Raw genomic sequence first — 17166 nt, 5'->3', positions numbered from 1 at the left:
CCTGGCGTCCGCCTGCTGTCGATCGCTGGTCTGGGCAACTGGCATGGCGCACGGCCCGCGCTAAATCGCCGATAATCGGCAGATGACGACTCGACTCAACAAATACATCGCCGAAACCGGCTTCTGCTCACGCCGCGAGGCCGATCGTTTGATCGGCGAACGGCGGGTGACCGTCAATGGCGTGCCAGCCGGCACCGGTGCGGTGGTGGGCGAGGAAGACACCGTGCTGGTGGATGGCCAGCCGCTGCGCGTGCGCGAGGCCAAGAAGCTCGGCGGACGCAAGCATGTCTACATTGCGCTCAACAAGCCGGTGGGCATCACCTGTACCACCGAGAGTTCGGTCAAGGGCAATATCGTCGAATTCGTCGGCCACGAGCAGCGCATTTTCCCGATCGGCCGGCTCGACAAGGAGTCCGAAGGGCTGATCCTGATGACCAGCAACGGCAACATCGTCAACGAGATCCTGCGCGCGGAAAATCGCCACCAGAAGGAATATCTGGTGGCGGTCAACAAGCCGGTCACCGACGAATTTCTGCGTGGCATGGCGCGCGGGGTGCGCATCCACAACGAGACCACGCTGCCGTGCCGGACTGCGCGCATCGCCAAATTCGGCTTCCGCATCGTGCTGGAGCAGGGCTTGAATCGGCAGATCCGCCTGATGGCCGCCGAGTTTGGCTATCGGGTCACGCAGCTGCGTCGGGTGCGCATCGACAACATCAAGCTGGCCGCGCTCAAGCCAGGGCAGTGGCGCAACCTCAGCGATGCGGAGTTGCGCGGTCTGCTGCCGCAACGCACCGACTGGTAAATCCTGCCGACGCGCCGATTGCGCTGCCGCGGGGCCAGCGCAGCCTGTGTCCGCAATCGCCACGGACTCCCTTCGTCGTGCGGTTCTGACGCGCCCGTTTTGCAGCGCTTTGCTGGGCGTTTGCGCTCAGCTTTATTGATCACTCCAGGACGGCCGATGGCGGCCTGGACGGCACGCGCGGCGCTGCGGAGTGGGGTGCGTCCCGATGGCTGGGGTTGCTGGGCTCCGGCATACTTCTCCCGCTAACAGCCAGGGGGGCGGCAGTGATTAAACCGGAATTGCCGAGCAACGAGGCCGAGCGGCTGGCCGCGCTGCGCCAGTACGACGTGCTGGATTCGCCGGCAGAAAGTGCGTTCGACGATCTGACCATGATCGCCTCCACGCTGTGCGAGACGCAGATGGCGGCCGTGGTGCTGGTGGACGAAGACCGTCAGTGGTTCAAGGCTGCGCATGGCGCACCACGCAGCGAGGCACCGCGCGATATTTCGTTCTGTGCGCACGCGATCCTGCGCCCGGACGAAGTGCTGATGGTGGACGACACCTTGCTGGACCCACGCTTCCACGACAACCCGATGGTGGTCGGCAGTGGCGGGGTGCGCTTCTACGCAGGTGCGCCGCTGGTGAGCAGCCAGGGCATGGCGCTGGGGTCGCTGTGCGTGTTCGACCAGACCCCGGCGCATCTGCGCAAGGACCAGCGCGAGGCTCTGCAGGCGCTGTCACGGCAGGCCTCGTACTTGCTTGACCTGCGGCTGGCCGGCAAACAGCTGCGTCAGCAATTGAACGAGCGCGATTGGTACGAGCAGCAGATGGCCGGCTATTACGCGGCGATGGATGCCTTGAATGCCGATCTGGTCGAGCAGACGCGTACCGACCCGCTGACCGGCTTGCCGAACCGGCGCGCCTTTGCGGTGGCATTGCAGTCGGCCACCGAGCAGACTCGCGCAGCGGGCCAGCCGCTGGTGGTGGCGCTGCTGGACGTGGACCACTTCAAGACCGTCAACGATGTGCATGGGCACGATCAGGGCGATGTGGTGCTGCGCGAACTCTCCACGTTGTTGCGCGCGCATGTAGGCGGCGCCGGCACCATCGCCCGCTACGGCGGCGAAGAATTCGTGCTGCTGCTCCCCAATGCGGATCTGCTGCAGGCGCGCGTGCAATGCGAATACCTGCGCCAGAGCGTGGCCGCGATGACGATCGCGCTGCCGGTGACGGTGAGCATCGGCGTGGCGGCCTTGCGTCCGCAGGAGAGCGTGGAGGCAGTGATCAAGCGCGCCGACCAGGCCTTGTATGCAGCCAAGCGTGGCGGGCGCGATCAGGTGGTGGCGCTGGAGTAGGTTGATGCGTGTTGTGCATATCGTGCGCCTGCTGACGACGCCGGCCTGACAACTGCGCAAGACGCTCGCCGCCAAGCGCTGCAACGCGCACGCGGCGTGGTAGAGCATCAGTCGCAGCGCGGCTTTCGATACGACGGTGGTTGCGCGTGAAGTGCGCTGTCGCACCGCTGCGTACACCTCAGTCGACGATGTTCTTCGCTTCGGCCGTGCCCAGCAATTCCGGATGCACCACCTTGCGTCGACGCTCCAGCACCGGATGCAGGAATACCGCGCCGAGAATGATCGCCACGCCGAGGTAGAACTGCAGGGTGAGTTCGCGTTGTTCGCCCAGCAGCGCGATCGCCAGCACGATGGCGTAGACCGGTTCGAGATTGGTCACCAGCTGCACCGAATAGGCGCTGAGATGGCGCAGCGCCACCAGCGCCAGCGCGAACGGCAGCAGGGTGCAGGCCAGTGACAGTGCCAGCAGCAACACGCCATCGTGCAGGCTGGGCACGACCAGCAAATCGCCGTGCAATGCCGGCAGCAGCAGCGGCATCGCCGGTGCAAGCAGGGTCAAGGTCAGCGTGCCGGCGCCCAGTTCCAGCGCGGTGACGGTGAGCGGGTCGGCATGCGCCACCATGCGTTTGTTGAGCGAGCCGAATAACCCGACGAACACCGCCGAGATCGCGCCTACCACCACGCCGGCCCGCATGCCATCCGGTACACCGCCAACGACGAGCGCTACGCCGGGCAGCACGGCCAGCCCGAACAGCAGTTCGCGCGGGCGGAACGGGCGTTTGGTCACCCACGGCTCGATCACCGCCGTGAACACCGGCGCCAGTGCGATACAGGTTGCCGCCACCGATGCATTGGCCAGCTTGATCGCGCCGTAGAAGGTGAGCCAGTGCAGGGCTACCAGCGCGCCGATGCCGCAATAGCCCAGCACCACGCGCCCGGATAAGCCGCGTAGCCCGCGCCATACGCGCGGCCACAAGGCCAGCGCCACGACCACGATCAGCATGCGCCACCACACCAGTGGCAACGCCTGCAGCGTGATCAGTTTGCCAAGGATCGCGGTGATGCCCCAAAGCAGCACGCAGAAATGGATTTGCAGTTGCGCCTTGCGCAGGTCGGTCGTGGGCATGCGCCATTGTCGCCGAAAACGGGTTGATCGGCGCTGCGAAGGACGCGGCGTCGGGGCGCAGAGGCGCTTTAAGGAGATGGCTGACGTGACTGCCGAGCAGCCATCGCGCGACCGGTCCGCCAGCCATCGACTAACCCGCATCACTGCAAGAGATTCAACGAGCGACTTGGCACATCGTGCCGCGATCGATGACTCCACCTCAGCGATCGACACTGCACCCAAACACAGCTGCATCACTTATCGCCGATTGCACCTCATGCGCGGCCTGAGAGCGGCCAAGCGAACGTGGCGAGCAGGCCGCAGGAGCATGGGCGGTGCACTCAGAACCGCCGTCTGCGAGCGGTACATGCCGCATCGAGCATCGAGCACCGGTCGAGCCGCCTGCGCGGTCTTTTGCCAGCTGCTCTAACGCGCCGACAGCTCCTTCAACAACGCCATCGCTGCCGCAGGGTTGCGCTCCTTGGCCGCGCTGATGAAAAACACGAAGACCTCGCGTGGCTGACGTGCCGGCGCCATCGATGCATCCACATGCGGTAGATCGGCCGGATCTTCGCCGCGCCGCCAGGCCTGGATGCGCTCAGCCCAGCGCGCCAATGCCGGCGCCGGATAACCCGCGTGCAAGCGCGCCTGGCTGCGCATCAGGCGCGCGTAGACGAAATCGGTAGACAGATCGGCGAAGGACGGATGCGCGTCCGAATCGGTGAACACCGTGGCCACGCCGTGGCCACGCACCAAGGCCAGTAGCGACGCGTCCACCGCATCGTGGTCGCGAATCTCCAGCACATGGTGCAGCGCACGCGTGCCCGCACGCTTGGGCAGCAACGACAGAAACGCGTCCAGGTCGTCGGCCTGCAGCCGATGCCCTTGTTCGAACTGCCACACCAGTGGCCCCAGGGTGTCGCCGAGCTCGACAATGCCGTCGATGAAGTCTTCCACCTGCGCCTTGGTGCCGGCCAGCTTGCGCGACTGGGTGATGCGACGCGGGGCCTTGGCCGAGAATACGAAGCCCGGCGGCACTTCATCGCGCCACTTTGCGTAGGTGGCCGGCTTCTGCGTGCCGTAGTAGGTGCCGTTGATCTCGATGGCGGTGACGTGGCGGCTTGCGTATTCCAGCTCGCGGCGCTGCGCCAGCCCTTCAGGGTAGAACATCCCCGCGCGCCACGGCGCATACACCCATCCACCGATGCCGATATGGATGCTGTCGAGGGCGGGTGGGGCGGAAGCGAACAGATCGGTCATTGCGTGGATACTCGCTGGCGGGGGCGTGCGCCATTGCAGGTTCTGCAGCAAATGCAACGCGCGTCGGCCGATCATAGCCGCGGCGCGGATGGTGCAATGAGACGCTGGTGTTGCCAATGGGGTGCCGGTACGCGGTGCAATGGCTGAGATTGCATGCGCATCGTTGTGGCGGCGTTGCAGTGGTTGTGCGAAGGCGCATGACGACAGCGCCGACATGGCGCGTGGGCATTACAGCCTTTGGAGGCGACCTGGCCAAGACGCCAACAGCACAGTTAGCGGCAATCGCGTCGCGGCATCGATGCGCCAGACCTGCTCACTCGCAGTGCTCGTTTCGGGCTGTCGCGCTGGACGCTGCGGCACAAGCGCGCGTCAAGACGACGAGCACGCAGCAAGCAACACATGGCAAACCCACTGCAGCGGCAACCCTGAAACGGCAGAGCGAAGTGCTGCCTATATGCGCGCACCGCCGCCGCCCGCGTGCCTACGCGGGGCCTCACCAATCACCCGCGCGCTGCCGCAGCCGGCTACCATGCCAGCTCTGCCGCGCGAGATTCCCCGATGACCTGGACCACGCCTGATCTATGTGACCGCTACCCCGAGGTGACAATTGCCGAGCCGCTGTTCCACCATTTCGGCGGGCGCACGGCATTCGCCGGGCCGATGGTCACGGTGCGTTGTTTCGAAGACAACTCGCGGGTGCGCGAGCTGGCTGCCACGCCGGGCGATGGCCGGGTGCTGGTGGTGGACGGGCAGGGCTCGCTGAAGCATGCGCTGCTGGGCGACCAGATCGCGGTCAACGCGGTGGCTAACGGCTGGGCCGGCGTGCTGATCCATGGCTGCGTGCGCGATGTGGAGATTCTTGCCACGCTGCCGTTGGGGGTGCTGGCGCTGGCCGCCTGCCCGCGCCGCACCGAGCGACGCGATCTGGGCGATGTGGATGTGCCGGTGAATTTTGCCGGCGTGCCCTTCGTTCCAGGCCATTGGCTGTATGCCGATGCCAACGGCGTGCTGGTGGCGCCGCAACCGTTGTCGCTGGATAGCGCCGGCGCATCGATCTGACCGAAACCTGAGGGCGACGCAGTGACCTTGAACCGATGGCTGAGTGGGGGCGTGCTGATGGTGGCAAGCTTGGTGACGACAACGCACGCGGCCGAACTTCCCGCCGGCATGCGGCAGTTCGACGCGCAGATGGAACGCGTGCGCAAACAGTTCGACGTACCCGGCATTGCGGTGGCTATCGTCAAGGACGGCCAGGTGGTGCTGGAGCGTGGCTACGGCGTGCGCGAAACCGGCAAGCCCGCGCCGGTGCAGGCCGACACGTTGTTTGCCATTGCATCCAACACCAAGGCCTTCACTGCCGCATCGCTGTCGATCCTGGCCGACGAAGGCAAGCTTTCGTTCGACGACAAGGTCATCGACCATCTGCCGTGGTTTCGCATGTCCGACCCGTATGTGAGCGGCGAAATGCGCATCCGTGATCTGCTGGCGCACCGCAGCGGGCTGAGTCTGGGGGCGGGCGACCTTTTGTTCTGGCCCACCACCAGCTACACCACCGAAGAAGTCGTGCAACGCCTGGCCAAGGTGCCATTGAAAGGCGGTTTTCGCGACCGCTATGCGTACGACAACATCCTGTACGCGGTTGCTCAGAAGGTGATCGAGCAGGTCTCCGGGCAGAGTTACGCGGCGTTTTTGCAGCAACGCATCTTCGCCCCGGTGGGCATGCGTGGTACGCGCTTCAACGCCGACCATCTGCAGCCCGGCGATAACGCTGCGGTGGGGCATGCCAAGTACGACTTCACCGAGCTGCGCACGGTGGCGCCGTTGACCTGGTCCAACAACTCCGGTGCTGGCGGTATCTATTCCAGTGCGCACGACATGGCGCTGTGGATGAACGTGCAACTGGCCGGCGGAAGCCTGCCCGATGGCAAACCGCTGTTTAGCGCCAAGCGTCAGCACGACATGTGGTCGATGATCACGCCGATTCCGATCGGCGAGGTGCAGGTGCCCGAGCTTGCTGCGGCACGGCCGAACTTCGCCGGTTACGGCGAGGGTTGGAGCCTGAGCGATTACCGCGGCCGTCGCATGGTTTGGCACACCGGCGGCTGGCCCGGCATGGTGTCGCGCCTGACGCTGCTGCCGGATCAGAAACTGGGTGTGGTGGTGTTGACCAACCAGGAAGTGGGCGCCGCGTTCAACGCAGTGACCTTCCAGGTGCTGGATGCGTTCTTGCAGGTGCCGCCGACCGATTGGACCGGCGCCTACGCCAAACTGGTGGAGAAGGCCGATAGCGACGCGGACGCCAGCTGGAAGAAGCACCAGGACGCTCGCGCGGCGCGCTCGACGCCGTCGTTGCCGCTGCGCAGTTACGCGACCACCTATCGCGACCCTTGGTATGGCGATGTGGTGATTCGCCAGGATGGCAAGCGGCTGCGCCTGCAGTTTGCCAAGACCGCCCAATTGGTCGGTACGCTGGAGCATTGGCAGCACGATAGCTTCATCGTGCGCTGGGACGATCGCTCCTTGAATGCCGATGCCTTCGTCAATTTTTCGCTGACGCCGGATGGCGCGGTGCGCGAAATGCGCATGGAGCCGATTTCGCCGCTGACCGATTTCAGCTTCGATTTTCAGGATCTGGTGCTGACGCCGGTGCCGACGGAGACCTCTGCGGGCAAGTGATGCAGGCAAGCGCGGACGGCCGCCGGATTGCGCCTGGCGGGCGCAAGCGCGCAGATGGGCTAAGAGAGCACCGGCAGCCGCAGGCTATCGAAGCGCGGTATGTCCGGTTACGATCTGCGCACTTTTCAGGGATGTTGCCGCACGCATGACCACTTCGCAGATGTCGGTGTATTTCTTTTTGCAGGCTGCCGCGATCTTGCTGGTGTGCCGGCTGGTCGGCATGCTGGCCAAGCGGCTCGGGCAACCGCAGGTGGTGGGCGAAATGATTGCCGGCGTGATGCTGGGGCCCTCGTTGTTCGGCTTGTTGGCACCAGCCGCGCAGGCGGCCTTGTTCCCCAAGCAGACCATGGACGTGCTGTACGTGTTCGCGCAGTTCGGCGTGGGCTTGTACATGTTCCTGGTCGGTACCGATTTCCGCAGCGATCATTTTCGCGCGCGCTATCGCAGCGCGATGAGCGTGTCGCTGGCGGGCATCACGGTGCCGTTCCTGTTGGCGTTTGCCATGTGCCCGTGGTTGATCAACGTGGAAGGTCTGTTCTCGGAAAAGGCCAAGCTGATGGAAGCGTCGCTGTTCCTGGGCGCGGCGATTGCGATCACTGCCTTCCCGATGCTGGCGCGCATCATCCACGAGCGCGGTCTGACCAATAGCCCGTTGGGGACATTGGCGTTGACCGCTGGTGCGTTCGACGATGCGGCTGCGTGGTGCATTTTGGCCGTGGTGCTGGCCAGCTTCGGCGGTAGTTGGGGCAGTGCCTACCTGGCCATCGGCGGCGGCATCGGCTATGCGGTGTTCATGATTTTCGTTGGACGGCATCTGCTCAAGCGGCTGGCCGATCATGTGGTGCCCAGCCAGCCGCTGAGCAACAGTGTGTTGGCAGTTGTGCTGATCTTGTTCTGCGTCAGCGCCTGGGCAATGGATGCGATCGGTATCCATGCGGTATTCGGCGGTTTCCTGCTCGGTGTCTGCCTGCCCAGGGGCGCCTTGACCGAGAAGCTGCGCGAGATGCTGCAGCCATTCGTTGTGGTGTTGCTGCTGCCGATGTTCTTCACCTATTCGGGCTTGAAAACCCAGCTCAGTGTGTTGCTGCAGCCGCAGATCATGCTAGCCGGTGTGGCGATCCTGGCCGCATCGTTCATCGGCAAGGGCGTGGCCTGCTGGGCAGCGGCGCGTGCCACGGGCGAGAACAATCGCGACGCGATGGCGATTGGCTCGCTGATGAATGCACGCGGGTTGATGGAGCTGATCATCATCAATATCGGGTTGCAGGCCGGGGTGATCGAACAAGGCCTGTTCTCGGTGCTGGTGCTGATGGCGATCCTGTCCACGCTGATGGCCACGCCCTTGTTCAACTGGATCATGCGCCGCCACGCCAACGTGACCGACGCAGTGCCGAGCCTGCAATCGCGGTGATGGCGTGCAGTTGTCTGTTGTCGCAGGCAACTGCAGCGGTGTGGGCGCTGGATGGCGCGTCAACGCCTCAGCGGCAACTGCACGCTGGACAGCAGGCCACCGCCGGGGCGATTGCTGACGAGAAGGCGGCCATCGTGCGCCTGGCAGATGGCCGAGGCGATCGCCAGGCCCAGGCCGCTGCCGCCGGAATGCCGTGCGCGCGAGCTGTCGGCGCGCCAGAAGCGGTCCAATAGATGTGGTAATTGCGCAGGCTCCACGCCGGGGCCACGGTCGCTCAAAGTGAGCAGCGCGCTGGTGCCCTCGCGGCGTAGCTCGATTTCCAGCACCTTGCCGGCTGCTGCATAGCGCACCGCGTTATCGATCAGGATCGACAACACCTGGCCCAGCCGATGCCGGTCGGCACGTAGGCGGAGCGGGGGATGCGTGGGGTAGTGGACGGCCATCTGCGCCTCGCGCAGCGCGGGCCCCGCCCACGCGATGCGCTCGGCGACCAGCTCGTGCAGGTCGACGCTTTCCGGCTCCAGCACCAGTTGGCCGGCGCGCGCCAGCGACACCAGGTGCAGGTCGCCGATCAGGCGATTGATCTGCTCCAGCTGGCGATGCACCAGCCGCAGCTGCTCAGGCTCGAGCGGGAAGACCTCGTCCAGCATGCCCTGCACGCGCCCCATTGCGGCGTTGAGCGGGGTGCGCAGTTCGTGCGCGAGCATCGCGCTTGAGTCGCGTAATTCGCGCTCGTACTGCTGTAGCCTGCCGCTCATGGTGTTGAAGTCGTCGGCCAGGGCGGTGAGCTCGTCCGGTGCGCCAGTCACCACCTGCGCGCGCGCGCCGAAGTCGCCTTCGCTGACCCGGTGCGCCGCAGACGCCACCTGCGAAAATTGCCGCGACAGCGGCCGTGACGCGAGCAGGCCGCAGAACAGGATCACCGGGACCGAGATGGTCATCATGGCGCCCAGCATCCACCAGTCTGGATTGGCCAGCCCGGGCAGGAAATTTTCGATGTCGTAATAGCGCTGAAATAGCTCCCACAGGCGCGCCTGGTTGGCCCTGGGCTGCTCGACCAGCTGGGAGATCTCCGCACGCGGCTCGGCCGGCACGTTGCTCAGGATCAGGCTGTAGCGCAGATTGAGATAGCACCACATGCCGAAGGCGATGACCATCATGGTCACCACAGCCAGCGCGCTCATGCGCAGTCCCACCCACCACCACAGCGGCGCCTGGCTACGCCACGCATGAAATCGCCGCAGGGCCTTCATTGAAAGCGGTACCCCACTGCGCGCACGGTGACCAGTACGCCGGTGATGCCATGCACTTCCAGTTTGCGGCGCAGGTTGTGGATGTGCGAATCCACCACCCGTTCCAAGGCATCGCTGTCGGGCAGGCAGGCGTCGAGTAATTCGCTGCGCGTAAATGCCTTGAATGGGGTCTTGAGCAACAGCGCGAGCAGGTTGAATTCGGTCGGTGTCAGATCCAGCGCCACGCGGTCGCCGTTCTCGCCTTGCACGCTGGCGACCACAGCGGCCGGATCCACGTTCAGCCGACCGTGCTGCAAGGGCTCGCCCGGCGCGCGCACCGCCACACTCCGGCGCAGTACGGCATGCACGCGCGCGATCACTTCCTTGGGGCTGTACGGCTTGACCACATAATCGTCGGCGCCGTAGCGCAGTGCGCCGAGCTTCTCCGGTTCGTCGCCAATGGCAGTGACCATGATCACCGGCGTGTCGCCGGCGCGGCGGATCGCCGACAGCACCTCGATGCCGCTGAGCTTGGGCAGCATCACGTCCAACAGCACCAGGTCCGGTGCCCATTGCCGATGCAGCTGGATGGCGCGTTCGCCGTCGCCGGCCACGGCCACATCGAAGCCGTCGCGGCGTAGATAGGCCTCCAGAATGCTGGCGCTATCGGCATCGTCTTCCACAAGCAGAATCTTTTTGCCTGTCATGGCGTGTTGCCCTGTCGTCTCGATCAAATCTGGATAATTCCCGAAAACAACCTGGACGCTGCAGGTCGAGGATGTCGGTCGAGATTGGCTCTGTGCTCCGACATCATGATTCCACAAATTATTCCGCGCCGTTGGTCTTGCGTTTGCCTGGTTGCCGCCACTGCAGTGCTGTCGGCTGGCTGCTCGCTGACGCCGGCCTATCAGCGGCCTGCGGTGAGCGTACCGGCCACGTTCGCTAGCCCGCAGGCTGCATCCACGCCCGATCAGCCCGACGCCAAGGCGATGACGGCCGTGACTTTGAACGCGCAGGAGCGCGCGTTCCTGCAGGCCTTTGCCCCAGACCGCGACCTGCAGCCACTGGTTGAACGTGCGTTGGCGCACAACGGCGATTTCCGCCGCGCTGCGTTGCAAGTAGAGCAGGCGCGCGCGCAGTACGGCATCGCCCAGGCGTCGCGTCTGCCCACGATCGCTGTTGGCGCACAGCAGCTACGGCAACATTTCGACAATCCGGCACTGGATACGCGTTACCAGCAGGATCTGGTGATTGCCAATGCGGGAATCGGCAATTTCGAAGTGGATTTTTTCGGCAAGCTGCAGGCGATGTCAGAGGCCGCACGGCAGCGTTACCTGGCCAGCACCTACGGCCGCGATGCAGCGCGTGGCGCTCTGATTGCCGAGGTGCTGCGTGCCTACACCGCCGAGCGCACGGCCGCGCAGGCGCTGCAACAACTACAAGCGCTGGATGCCGACAGCGCTGCGCTCCTGGCCATTGCCGAGCGGCAATATCAGGTGGGACTGATTGCGCGCGATGAGCGCGATGCGCAGCGCCGTCAGGCCGATCAGGCCCATATGGCGGCCTTGCAGGGCAGCGATAATCACGCTGCGGCAGTGCGTGCGCTGCAGTTGCTGGCCGGCTACGACAGCACACCCGTGCCCGGCGATCTGCAGGGTTTGATCGCCGCAGATACGCCTGCGACTGCATGGCGCGCACTCGACTCGTCGCTGTTGCTGCAACGCCCAGATATCCAGCAAGCAGAGCTGGAACTGCGCGCGGCCAATGCCGATATCGGCGCTGCCCGCGCGGCGTTTTTTCCGTCGATCACTTTGAGCACCAGCGTGGGGACCGCCAGCGACGGATTGCGCGGCCTGTTTTCCGCAGGCCAAGGGCTGTGGAGCTTCATGCCGCAACTGAATCTGCCGTTGTTCGACGGCGGCCGTAATCGCGCCAATCTGGATTTGGCGCAGGTGCGCAGACGCGCCGATGTCCTGGCCTACGAGCAGGCAATCGAGTCTGCATTTCGCGAGGTCGCCAATGCGCTCGACGCCCACGCCACCTTGTCGCAAGCCGAGCCGCGCTCGCGCGAGCAGGTCGAACGCGAGCAACTGCGTCTTGCGCGCTTGCGCGAGCGCGTGGATGCCGGTCTGGAAGACCGCAGCGCGCTGCTGGCCGAGCGGACGCGCATCGCCCGAACCGAACTCGATTACCTCGACACCGCACGTCAACGCGTGCTGGGCCGTATTGCGCTGTTTCAGGCGTTCTACGGCGTGCACCTGCCCACCTCTTCCTGACTTCCGCCGGAGACTTTCGATGAATGTATCGTCCTTCAATCGCCTGCGTGGCAACCATGCCGTCCGCGCCAGCGTCCTTGCGTGCATAAGCGCCATTCCGTGCATCGCGCATGCACAAACCGACCTGACCGGGAGCTCGCGCCTGCTGGGAGACCGGACTGAAATCACTGCCGGCGCCGCAGTGGTTGCTGCGCCAGAATATGCCGGTGCCGAGCGCGCTCGCGTGCAATTCAATCCGGTACTGATGGTGCAACGTGGCGTGCTGTTCTTCGATACGGCGCGCGGTGCTGGCCTGCAATTCCAGAGCAAGTCTGGCTTCTATGTCTCGCAATCGCTGTATTACGACCTGGGCCGGCTGCAACGCGATAGCGATTGGCGGCCGGGCTCGCGCCTGCTGGCCGGCATGGGGGATGTGCCTGGGTCGGTGACAGCACGCACGCTGGTGATGCAGCAAGTGACGCCCTACATGAACGTCAATGCGGAGGCGGAGTTCGCGCTCAAGGATGCGGCGCGCCGCAATCGCTATCGCGCCGGGGTGGAGTTCACCCTGCTGCATCGCGCCAGCGACACCGTCACGCTGGATCTGGACGTGCATGGCGGCGACCGCCGATTCAATCAGGCTTACTTTGGCGTCACCGATGCGCAAGCGGCGCGTACGCGTTTGCAGGCGTTCAATGCCGGATCCGGCGTCTACGCCGCCGCGGTAGGTGGCAGTTGGACGCATTCGTTGGGCGACCACTGGGCCACCACGCTGGGCGCCACCGGCACGCGCTACCTGGACAACGCCGACCACAGCCCGCTGGTGGCACGCCGGGCTGTGGTCGGCGGCACCTTTGCACTGACCTACAGCCGCTGAGCGGCACAGACCGGGGGATCGAATGATGACGATGTTGTATCGCGGCCTGGTGTGCGGCACGTTGCTGCTGGGATTGGCCGCCTGCAGTGGGCCGGACGCGCCCGCCACAGAGACGCCGCGCGCGGTGAAGCTGGAGCGCTTTGGCGCCGGCAGCGATAACCCACTGCAGGTGCCGGCGTTGGTGCGCCAGGAACAACGCGCCGAACTGGCGTTCGAAGGGGCGGGGCGTCTTGCTGCGGTGTTGGTGGATGTGGGCGACCGAGTGACCGGCGGGCAAGTGCTGGCGCGCCTGGACGATGAACCGCAGCGCCTGCGCGAACAGCAGGCCGATGCAAACGTGCGCGCGGCACAGGCGCAGTTGGGCGAACGGCAACTGCAATTGCGCCAGCAACAGGCGATGTTCGATGACGGTGCCAGTTCCACTGCGACCTTGACGGCCGCGCGCGCGGCGGCTGATGCGGCCGCCGCGCAGCTGCAGGTGGCCAGCGCCGACCTGGCCATGGCGCGCCGTGGCACGCGTCTGGGCCAGTTGCGCGCGCCCTTCGATGGCAGTGTGGTTGCACGCCTGCAACAGCCGCAGGCCGATGTGGCAGCGGGGCAGACGGTGCTGCAGGTGGAAGGGCAGGGGCATCTGCAACTGGTCGCCACGCTGCCGGCATCTGCCGGTGCCGACCTGGTGCCCGGACAAACAGTGTATGCCCGCTTGGCCGATCCAGCCGCCGCACCGATCGCGCTACGGCTGCGCAGCCTGTCCACTCGTCTGGACAATGCTGCGACCGTGCAGGCGTTGCTCGAGCCGGTCGCCGTAGCGCCGGCGCTGCGCAGCGGCGACAGCGTGCTGCTGACACTGCCAACGCATGCTGCTTCCACGCCGAGCGTGCCGTTGTCGGCGGTCGTGCCGCGGCTCAATCGGCAACAGGCCAGCGTGTTCGTTTACCAGCCGGCAAAGCGGGCCGTGATCGAACGTGCAGTCGATCTGGGGACGATTGTCGGCGAGCGCGTCCAGATTCTGCGCGGGCTGCGTGCCGGTGAGCAGGTGGTCAGCGCCGGGGTGGGCTTTCTGGTCAGCGGCCAGCCGGTGACCCCGCTGCAGGCACAGACCCAGCTGAGCGGAGGTCGCGCGCCATGACGCTGACCCAGATGGCGATGCGCTCGAGCCGGCTGACGTTGTTTGCGGCAGCGATGATTCTGATTGGCGGCATCGTGGCGTTTCTCGGTTTCCCCTCGCAGGAAGAACCGTCGGTGACCGTGCGCGATACGCTGGTGTCGGTGGCCTTTCCCGGCATGCCCAGCGAGCAGGTGGAGAACCTGCTGGCGCGCCCCGTTGAAGAACGGTTGCGCGAGCTGGCCGGCATCAAGCGCATCGTCACCACGGTGCGCCCGGGCAGCGCGATCGTGCAGCTGACCGCCTACGACGATGTGCAGGATTTGCCGGCGCTCTGGCAGCGTGTGCGCGCCAAGACCGCAGAGGCCGGTGCGCAATTGCCTGCCGGTACGCTTGGGCCGTTCGTCGACGACGACTTCGGGCGCGTATCGGTGGCCTCCATTGCAGTCACCGCGCCAGGCTTTTCGATGAGCGAAATGCGTGGCCCGCTGCGACGCATGCGCGAGCAGCTGTATAGCTTGCCCGGCGTGGAGCAGGTGAAGGTGTTCGGCCTGCAGGACGAGCGCGTGTACGTGTCGTTTGATCGCGCACGCCTGTTGGCGAGCGGCCTGACCCCGTCCAGCGTGATGGCGCAGTTGCGCGCGCAGAATGTGGTGGGCTCCGGTGGGCAGGTGGCGGTGTCCGGATTGGCGCTGACCGTGGCCACGTCCGGCGAAATCCGCACGCCCCAACAGTTGCGCGGCGTTCTGCTGAGTGTGCCGGGCGCGTCTGCCGGCGGCGCACGTGAAGTCACCCTGGGCGGGCTGGCGCAGGTGCAGGTCATGCCGGCCGACCCGCCGCAAGGCGCGGCCGTTTACCAAGGCCAGCCGGCGGTGGTGGTTTCGGTGTCGATGCAGCCTGGCAGCAATATCGCCGATTTCGGCAAGGCGCTGCGCGCCAAGCTCGACGACACCGCACGCCAGCTGCCTGTCGGCTTCACCCAGCACGTGGTGAGCTTCCAGGCCGATGTGGTCGAGCGCGAGATGGGCAAGATGCATCACGTCATGGGCGAAACCATTGTCATCGTCATGGCGGTGGTGATGCTGTTCCTGGGGTGGCGCACCGGCTTGATCGTCGGCGCGATTGTGCCGCTGACCATCTTCGCCTCGCTGATCGTCATGCGCGTGCTGAACGTGGAGCTGCAGACGGTCTCGATTGCCGCCATTATTCTTGCGTTGGGCTTGTTGGTGGACAACGGCATCGTCATTGCCGAAGACATCGAGCGCCGTCTGGTGGCCGGCGAGGAGCGCCGCCAGGCCTGTATCGATGCGGGCCGGACCTTGGCAACCCCCTTGCTGACCTCCTCATTGGTCATCGTGCTGGCGTTCTCGCCATTCTTCTTCGGCCAGACCAGCACCAACGAATATCTGCGCTCGCTGGCCACCGTGCTCGGCGTGACGCTGCTGGGGTCGTGGCTGCTGAGCATCACGGTGACACCGCTGCTGTGCATGTATTTCGCCAAGGTGCATGCCACCAGGAGCAGCGACGCAGCGGAATCGCGGTTCTATCGCGGCTACCGTCGTGTCATCGAACGTGTGCTGCAGCACAAGGCGCTGTTCATCGGTGCCATGGCGGCGATGCTGGCGGTGGCGATCACCGTGCTGGTATCGATTCCGTACGATTTCCTGCCCAAGTCCGATCGTCTGCAGTTCCAGATGCCGGTGACCTTGCAAGCAGGCAGCGACGCACGCGACACCCTGCGCACGGTGAGCGACCTCAGCCGCTGGCTGGGCGACCGCCGCGCCAACCCCGAGGTGGTGGACAGCATCGGTTATGTCTCCGATGGCGGGCCGCGCATCGTGCTAGGCCTGAACCCGCCGCTTCCGGCCGCCAACCAGGCGTACTTCACGGTCAGCGTGCGGCCGGGCACCGACATCGATGCGGTGATCGCACGGGTGCGCGCGCATGTGCGCAGCCATTTCCCCGCGCTGCGTGCCGAGCCCAAACGTTTTTCACTCGGTGCGACCGAAGCCGGCATGGCGGTGTATCGCGTGCTGGGTCCGGACGAAGCCGTGTTGCGCAGCAGCGCCGCTGCCATTGCCAAGGCCTTGCGGGCAGTGCCGGGCACGGTGGATGTGCAAGACGATTGGCAAGCGCGCATTCCGCGCTATGTGGTGCAGGTCGACCAGCTCAAGGCGCGCCGTGCGGGTGTGAGCAGCGGAGACGTCGCGCAAGCATTGCAGGCGCGCTACAGCGGTGTGGATGCCACGGTGATCCGCGACGATGGCGCCGATGTGCCGGTGGTCGTGCGCGGCAGCGCACAGGAGCGCGCCGCCAACAGCAATCCGGCCGATACGCTGGTGTATCCGCAAGCCGGCGCCGCGCCGGTGCCGCTCGCGGCGATCGCCACGGTGTTGCGCGACAGCGAGCCGTCGGCGATCCAGCGGCGCAACCTCAGCCGTGCCATCACCGTGACTGCGCGCAATCCGCAACTGACCGCGACCGAGATCGTCGAACGGCTGGCGACACCAATCGCTGCGCTCAAGTTGCCGCCCGGTTACCGCGTGGAGATTGGCGGTGAGCTGGAGGATTCGGCCGAAGCCAATCAAGCCCTGCTGCACTACATGCCGCATGCGCTGGGCGCGATCCTGTTGCTGTTCGTGTGGCAGTTCAATTCGTTCCGCAAATTGTTCATCGTGCTGTCGGCGGTGCCGTTCGTATTGATCGGCGCGGCGCTGGCGTTGGTGCTCACCGGCTACCCGTTTGGCTTCATGGCGACGTTCGGCTTGTTGGCACTGGCCGGCATCATCGTCAACAACGCGGTGTTGCTGCTGGAACGCATCGAGGCCGAGCTTGCCGATGGCCTGCCACGCCGCGAGGCGGTGGTTGCTGCCGCGGTCAAACGTCTGCGTCCGATCGTCATGACCAAGCTCACCTGCATCGTCGGCCTGGTACCGCTGATGCTGTTTGCCGGCCCGCTGTGGACCGGGATGGCGATCACCATGATCGGTGGGTTGGCGTTGGGCACGCTGGTGACGCTTGGCCTGATTCCGATCCTGTACGACCTGCTGTTCGGTCTGCGCATGCGCCGCGTTGCCTAACTGCGCCTGCATTCGTCGGCCCGGCA

13 protein-coding genes are annotated in these 17166 nt (G+C 65.4%); 9 read left to right on the top strand and 4 right to left on the bottom strand.

The window, feature by feature from the left end; all coding sequences use genetic code 11:
- Window positions 1-82 precede the first annotated feature (82 nt).
- Together XpruCFBP8353_RS00965 and XpruCFBP8353_RS00960 are read left to right on the top strand one after the other, a co-directional pair.
- Entirely contained in the window at window positions 83-805 is a 723-nt protein-coding gene (locus XpruCFBP8353_RS00965) for a pseudouridine synthase (RefSeq protein ID WP_065468032.1), read from the top strand.
- A 263-nt stretch (window positions 806-1068) separates the two neighbouring features.
- Window positions 1069-2139, top strand: coding sequence for a GGDEF domain-containing protein (locus XpruCFBP8353_RS00960; RefSeq protein WP_101361527.1), 1071 nt, complete (start codon window positions 1069-1071; stop codon window positions 2137-2139).
- 178 nt (window positions 2140-2317) lie between these two features.
- On the opposite strand, the gene XpruCFBP8353_RS00955 is transcribed toward XpruCFBP8353_RS00960, so the two are convergent.
- Together XpruCFBP8353_RS00955 and XpruCFBP8353_RS00950 are read right to left on the bottom strand one after the other, a co-directional pair.
- Window positions 2318-3265, bottom strand: a complete 948-nt coding sequence (locus XpruCFBP8353_RS00955) for a DMT family transporter (RefSeq protein WP_101361526.1) — start codon at window positions 3263-3265, stop codon at window positions 2318-2320.
- Window positions 3266-3670: 405 nt separating this feature from the next.
- Window positions 3671-4504, bottom strand: a complete 834-nt coding sequence (locus tag XpruCFBP8353_RS00950) for a DUF72 domain-containing protein (protein WP_101362414.1) — start codon at window positions 4502-4504, stop codon at window positions 3671-3673.
- Window positions 4505-5062: 558 nt separating this feature from the next.
- Between XpruCFBP8353_RS00950 and rraA the strand changes: the two genes are divergently transcribed.
- The 3 genes from rraA to XpruCFBP8353_RS00930 all read left to right on the top strand — a co-directional run bounded on the left by rraA (window position 5063) and on the right by XpruCFBP8353_RS00930 (window position 8591).
- Window positions 5063-5563, top strand: coding sequence for a ribonuclease E activity regulator RraA (rraA, locus tag XpruCFBP8353_RS00940; protein WP_101361525.1), 501 nt, complete (start codon window positions 5063-5065; stop codon window positions 5561-5563).
- A gap of 21 nt (window positions 5564-5584) precedes the next feature.
- Window positions 5585-7180: a serine hydrolase gene (locus XpruCFBP8353_RS00935; protein WP_207759559.1), complete on the top strand. Its 1596-nt coding sequence runs from the start codon at window positions 5585-5587 to the stop codon at window positions 7178-7180.
- A gap of 145 nt (window positions 7181-7325) precedes the next feature.
- Complete coding sequence (locus XpruCFBP8353_RS00930; protein WP_101361524.1) at window positions 7326-8591, top strand: cation:proton antiporter; 1266 nt, start codon at window positions 7326-7328, stop codon at window positions 8589-8591.
- Window positions 8592-8650: 59 nt separating this feature from the next.
- Here XpruCFBP8353_RS00930 and XpruCFBP8353_RS00925 read toward each other — a convergent pair whose 3' ends face one another.
- Both XpruCFBP8353_RS00925 and XpruCFBP8353_RS00920 read right to left on the bottom strand, forming a co-directional pair.
- The gene (locus tag XpruCFBP8353_RS00925; RefSeq protein ID WP_101361523.1) at window positions 8651-9844 is read right to left on the bottom strand and encodes a sensor histidine kinase; all 1194 of its coding nucleotides are present in this window, start codon (window positions 9842-9844) and stop codon (window positions 8651-8653) included.
- Window positions 9841-10530 carry a response regulator gene (locus XpruCFBP8353_RS00920; RefSeq protein ID WP_101361522.1) on the bottom strand — a complete coding sequence of 230 codons (690 nt, stop codon included), beginning with the start codon at window positions 10528-10530 and terminating at the stop codon, window positions 9841-9843. The genes XpruCFBP8353_RS00925 and XpruCFBP8353_RS00920 overlap by 4 nt, the downstream gene beginning before the upstream one ends.
- A 105-nt stretch (window positions 10531-10635) precedes the next feature.
- On the opposite strand from XpruCFBP8353_RS00920, the gene XpruCFBP8353_RS00915 reads away from it, so the two are divergent.
- Genes XpruCFBP8353_RS00915 through XpruCFBP8353_RS00900 form a run of 4 tightly spaced genes read left to right on the top strand, consistent with a single transcriptional unit; the run spans window position 10636 to window position 17140 of the window.
- Entirely contained in the window at window positions 10636-12099 is a 1464-nt protein-coding gene (locus XpruCFBP8353_RS00915; RefSeq protein ID WP_101361521.1) for an efflux transporter outer membrane subunit, read from the top strand.
- Window positions 12100-12118: 19 nt separating this feature from the next.
- Window positions 12119-12955 carry a MipA/OmpV family protein gene (locus XpruCFBP8353_RS00910; protein ID WP_101361520.1) on the top strand — a complete coding sequence of 279 codons (837 nt, stop codon included), beginning with the start codon at window positions 12119-12121 and terminating at the stop codon, window positions 12953-12955.
- Between the two features lie 22 nt (window positions 12956-12977).
- Window positions 12978-14084, top strand: a complete 1107-nt coding sequence (locus XpruCFBP8353_RS00905) for an efflux RND transporter periplasmic adaptor subunit (protein ID WP_101361519.1) — start codon at window positions 12978-12980, stop codon at window positions 14082-14084.
- Entirely contained in the window at window positions 14081-17140 is a 3060-nt protein-coding gene (locus tag XpruCFBP8353_RS00900; RefSeq protein WP_101361518.1) for an efflux RND transporter permease subunit, read from the top strand. The genes XpruCFBP8353_RS00905 and XpruCFBP8353_RS00900 overlap by 4 nt, the downstream gene beginning before the upstream one ends.
- Window positions 17141-17166 lie beyond the last annotated feature (26 nt).

The sequence above is a fragment of the Xanthomonas prunicola genome, assembly GCF_002846205.1.
In the GTDB taxonomy this organism is placed as follows: Bacteria; Pseudomonadota; Gammaproteobacteria; order Xanthomonadales; family Xanthomonadaceae; genus Xanthomonas; species Xanthomonas prunicola.
This window is presented reverse-complemented; position numbering and strand designations above follow the sequence as displayed.

Excerpts from the sequence above, each read along its gene's own strand:
- XpruCFBP8353_RS00965 (WP_065468032.1), top strand. The coding sequence starts at position 83 with ATGACGACTCGACTCAACAAATACATCGCCGAAACCGGCTTCTGCTCA.
- XpruCFBP8353_RS00955 (WP_101361526.1), bottom strand. The coding sequence starts at position 3,265 with ATGCCCACGACCGACCTGCGCAAGGCGCAACTGCAAATCCATTTCTGC.
- XpruCFBP8353_RS00950 (WP_101362414.1), bottom strand. The coding sequence starts at position 4,504 with ATGACCGATCTGTTCGCTTCCGCCCCACCCGCCCTCGACAGCATCCAT.
- rraA (WP_101361525.1), top strand. The coding sequence starts at position 5,063 with ATGACCTGGACCACGCCTGATCTATGTGACCGCTACCCCGAGGTGACA.
- XpruCFBP8353_RS00930 (WP_101361524.1), top strand. The coding sequence starts at position 7,326 with ATGACCACTTCGCAGATGTCGGTGTATTTCTTTTTGCAGGCTGCCGCG.
- XpruCFBP8353_RS00925 (WP_101361523.1), bottom strand. The coding sequence starts at position 9,844 with ATGAAGGCCCTGCGGCGATTTCATGCGTGGCGTAGCCAGGCGCCGCTG.
- XpruCFBP8353_RS00920 (WP_101361522.1), bottom strand. The coding sequence starts at position 10,530 with ATGACAGGCAAAAAGATTCTGCTTGTGGAAGACGATGCCGATAGCGCC.
- XpruCFBP8353_RS00915 (WP_101361521.1), top strand. The coding sequence starts at position 10,636 with ATGATTCCACAAATTATTCCGCGCCGTTGGTCTTGCGTTTGCCTGGTT.
- XpruCFBP8353_RS00910 (WP_101361520.1), top strand. The coding sequence starts at position 12,119 with ATGAATGTATCGTCCTTCAATCGCCTGCGTGGCAACCATGCCGTCCGC.
- XpruCFBP8353_RS00905 (WP_101361519.1), top strand. The coding sequence starts at position 12,978 with ATGATGACGATGTTGTATCGCGGCCTGGTGTGCGGCACGTTGCTGCTG.
- XpruCFBP8353_RS00900 (WP_101361518.1), top strand. The coding sequence starts at position 14,081 with ATGACGCTGACCCAGATGGCGATGCGCTCGAGCCGGCTGACGTTGTTT.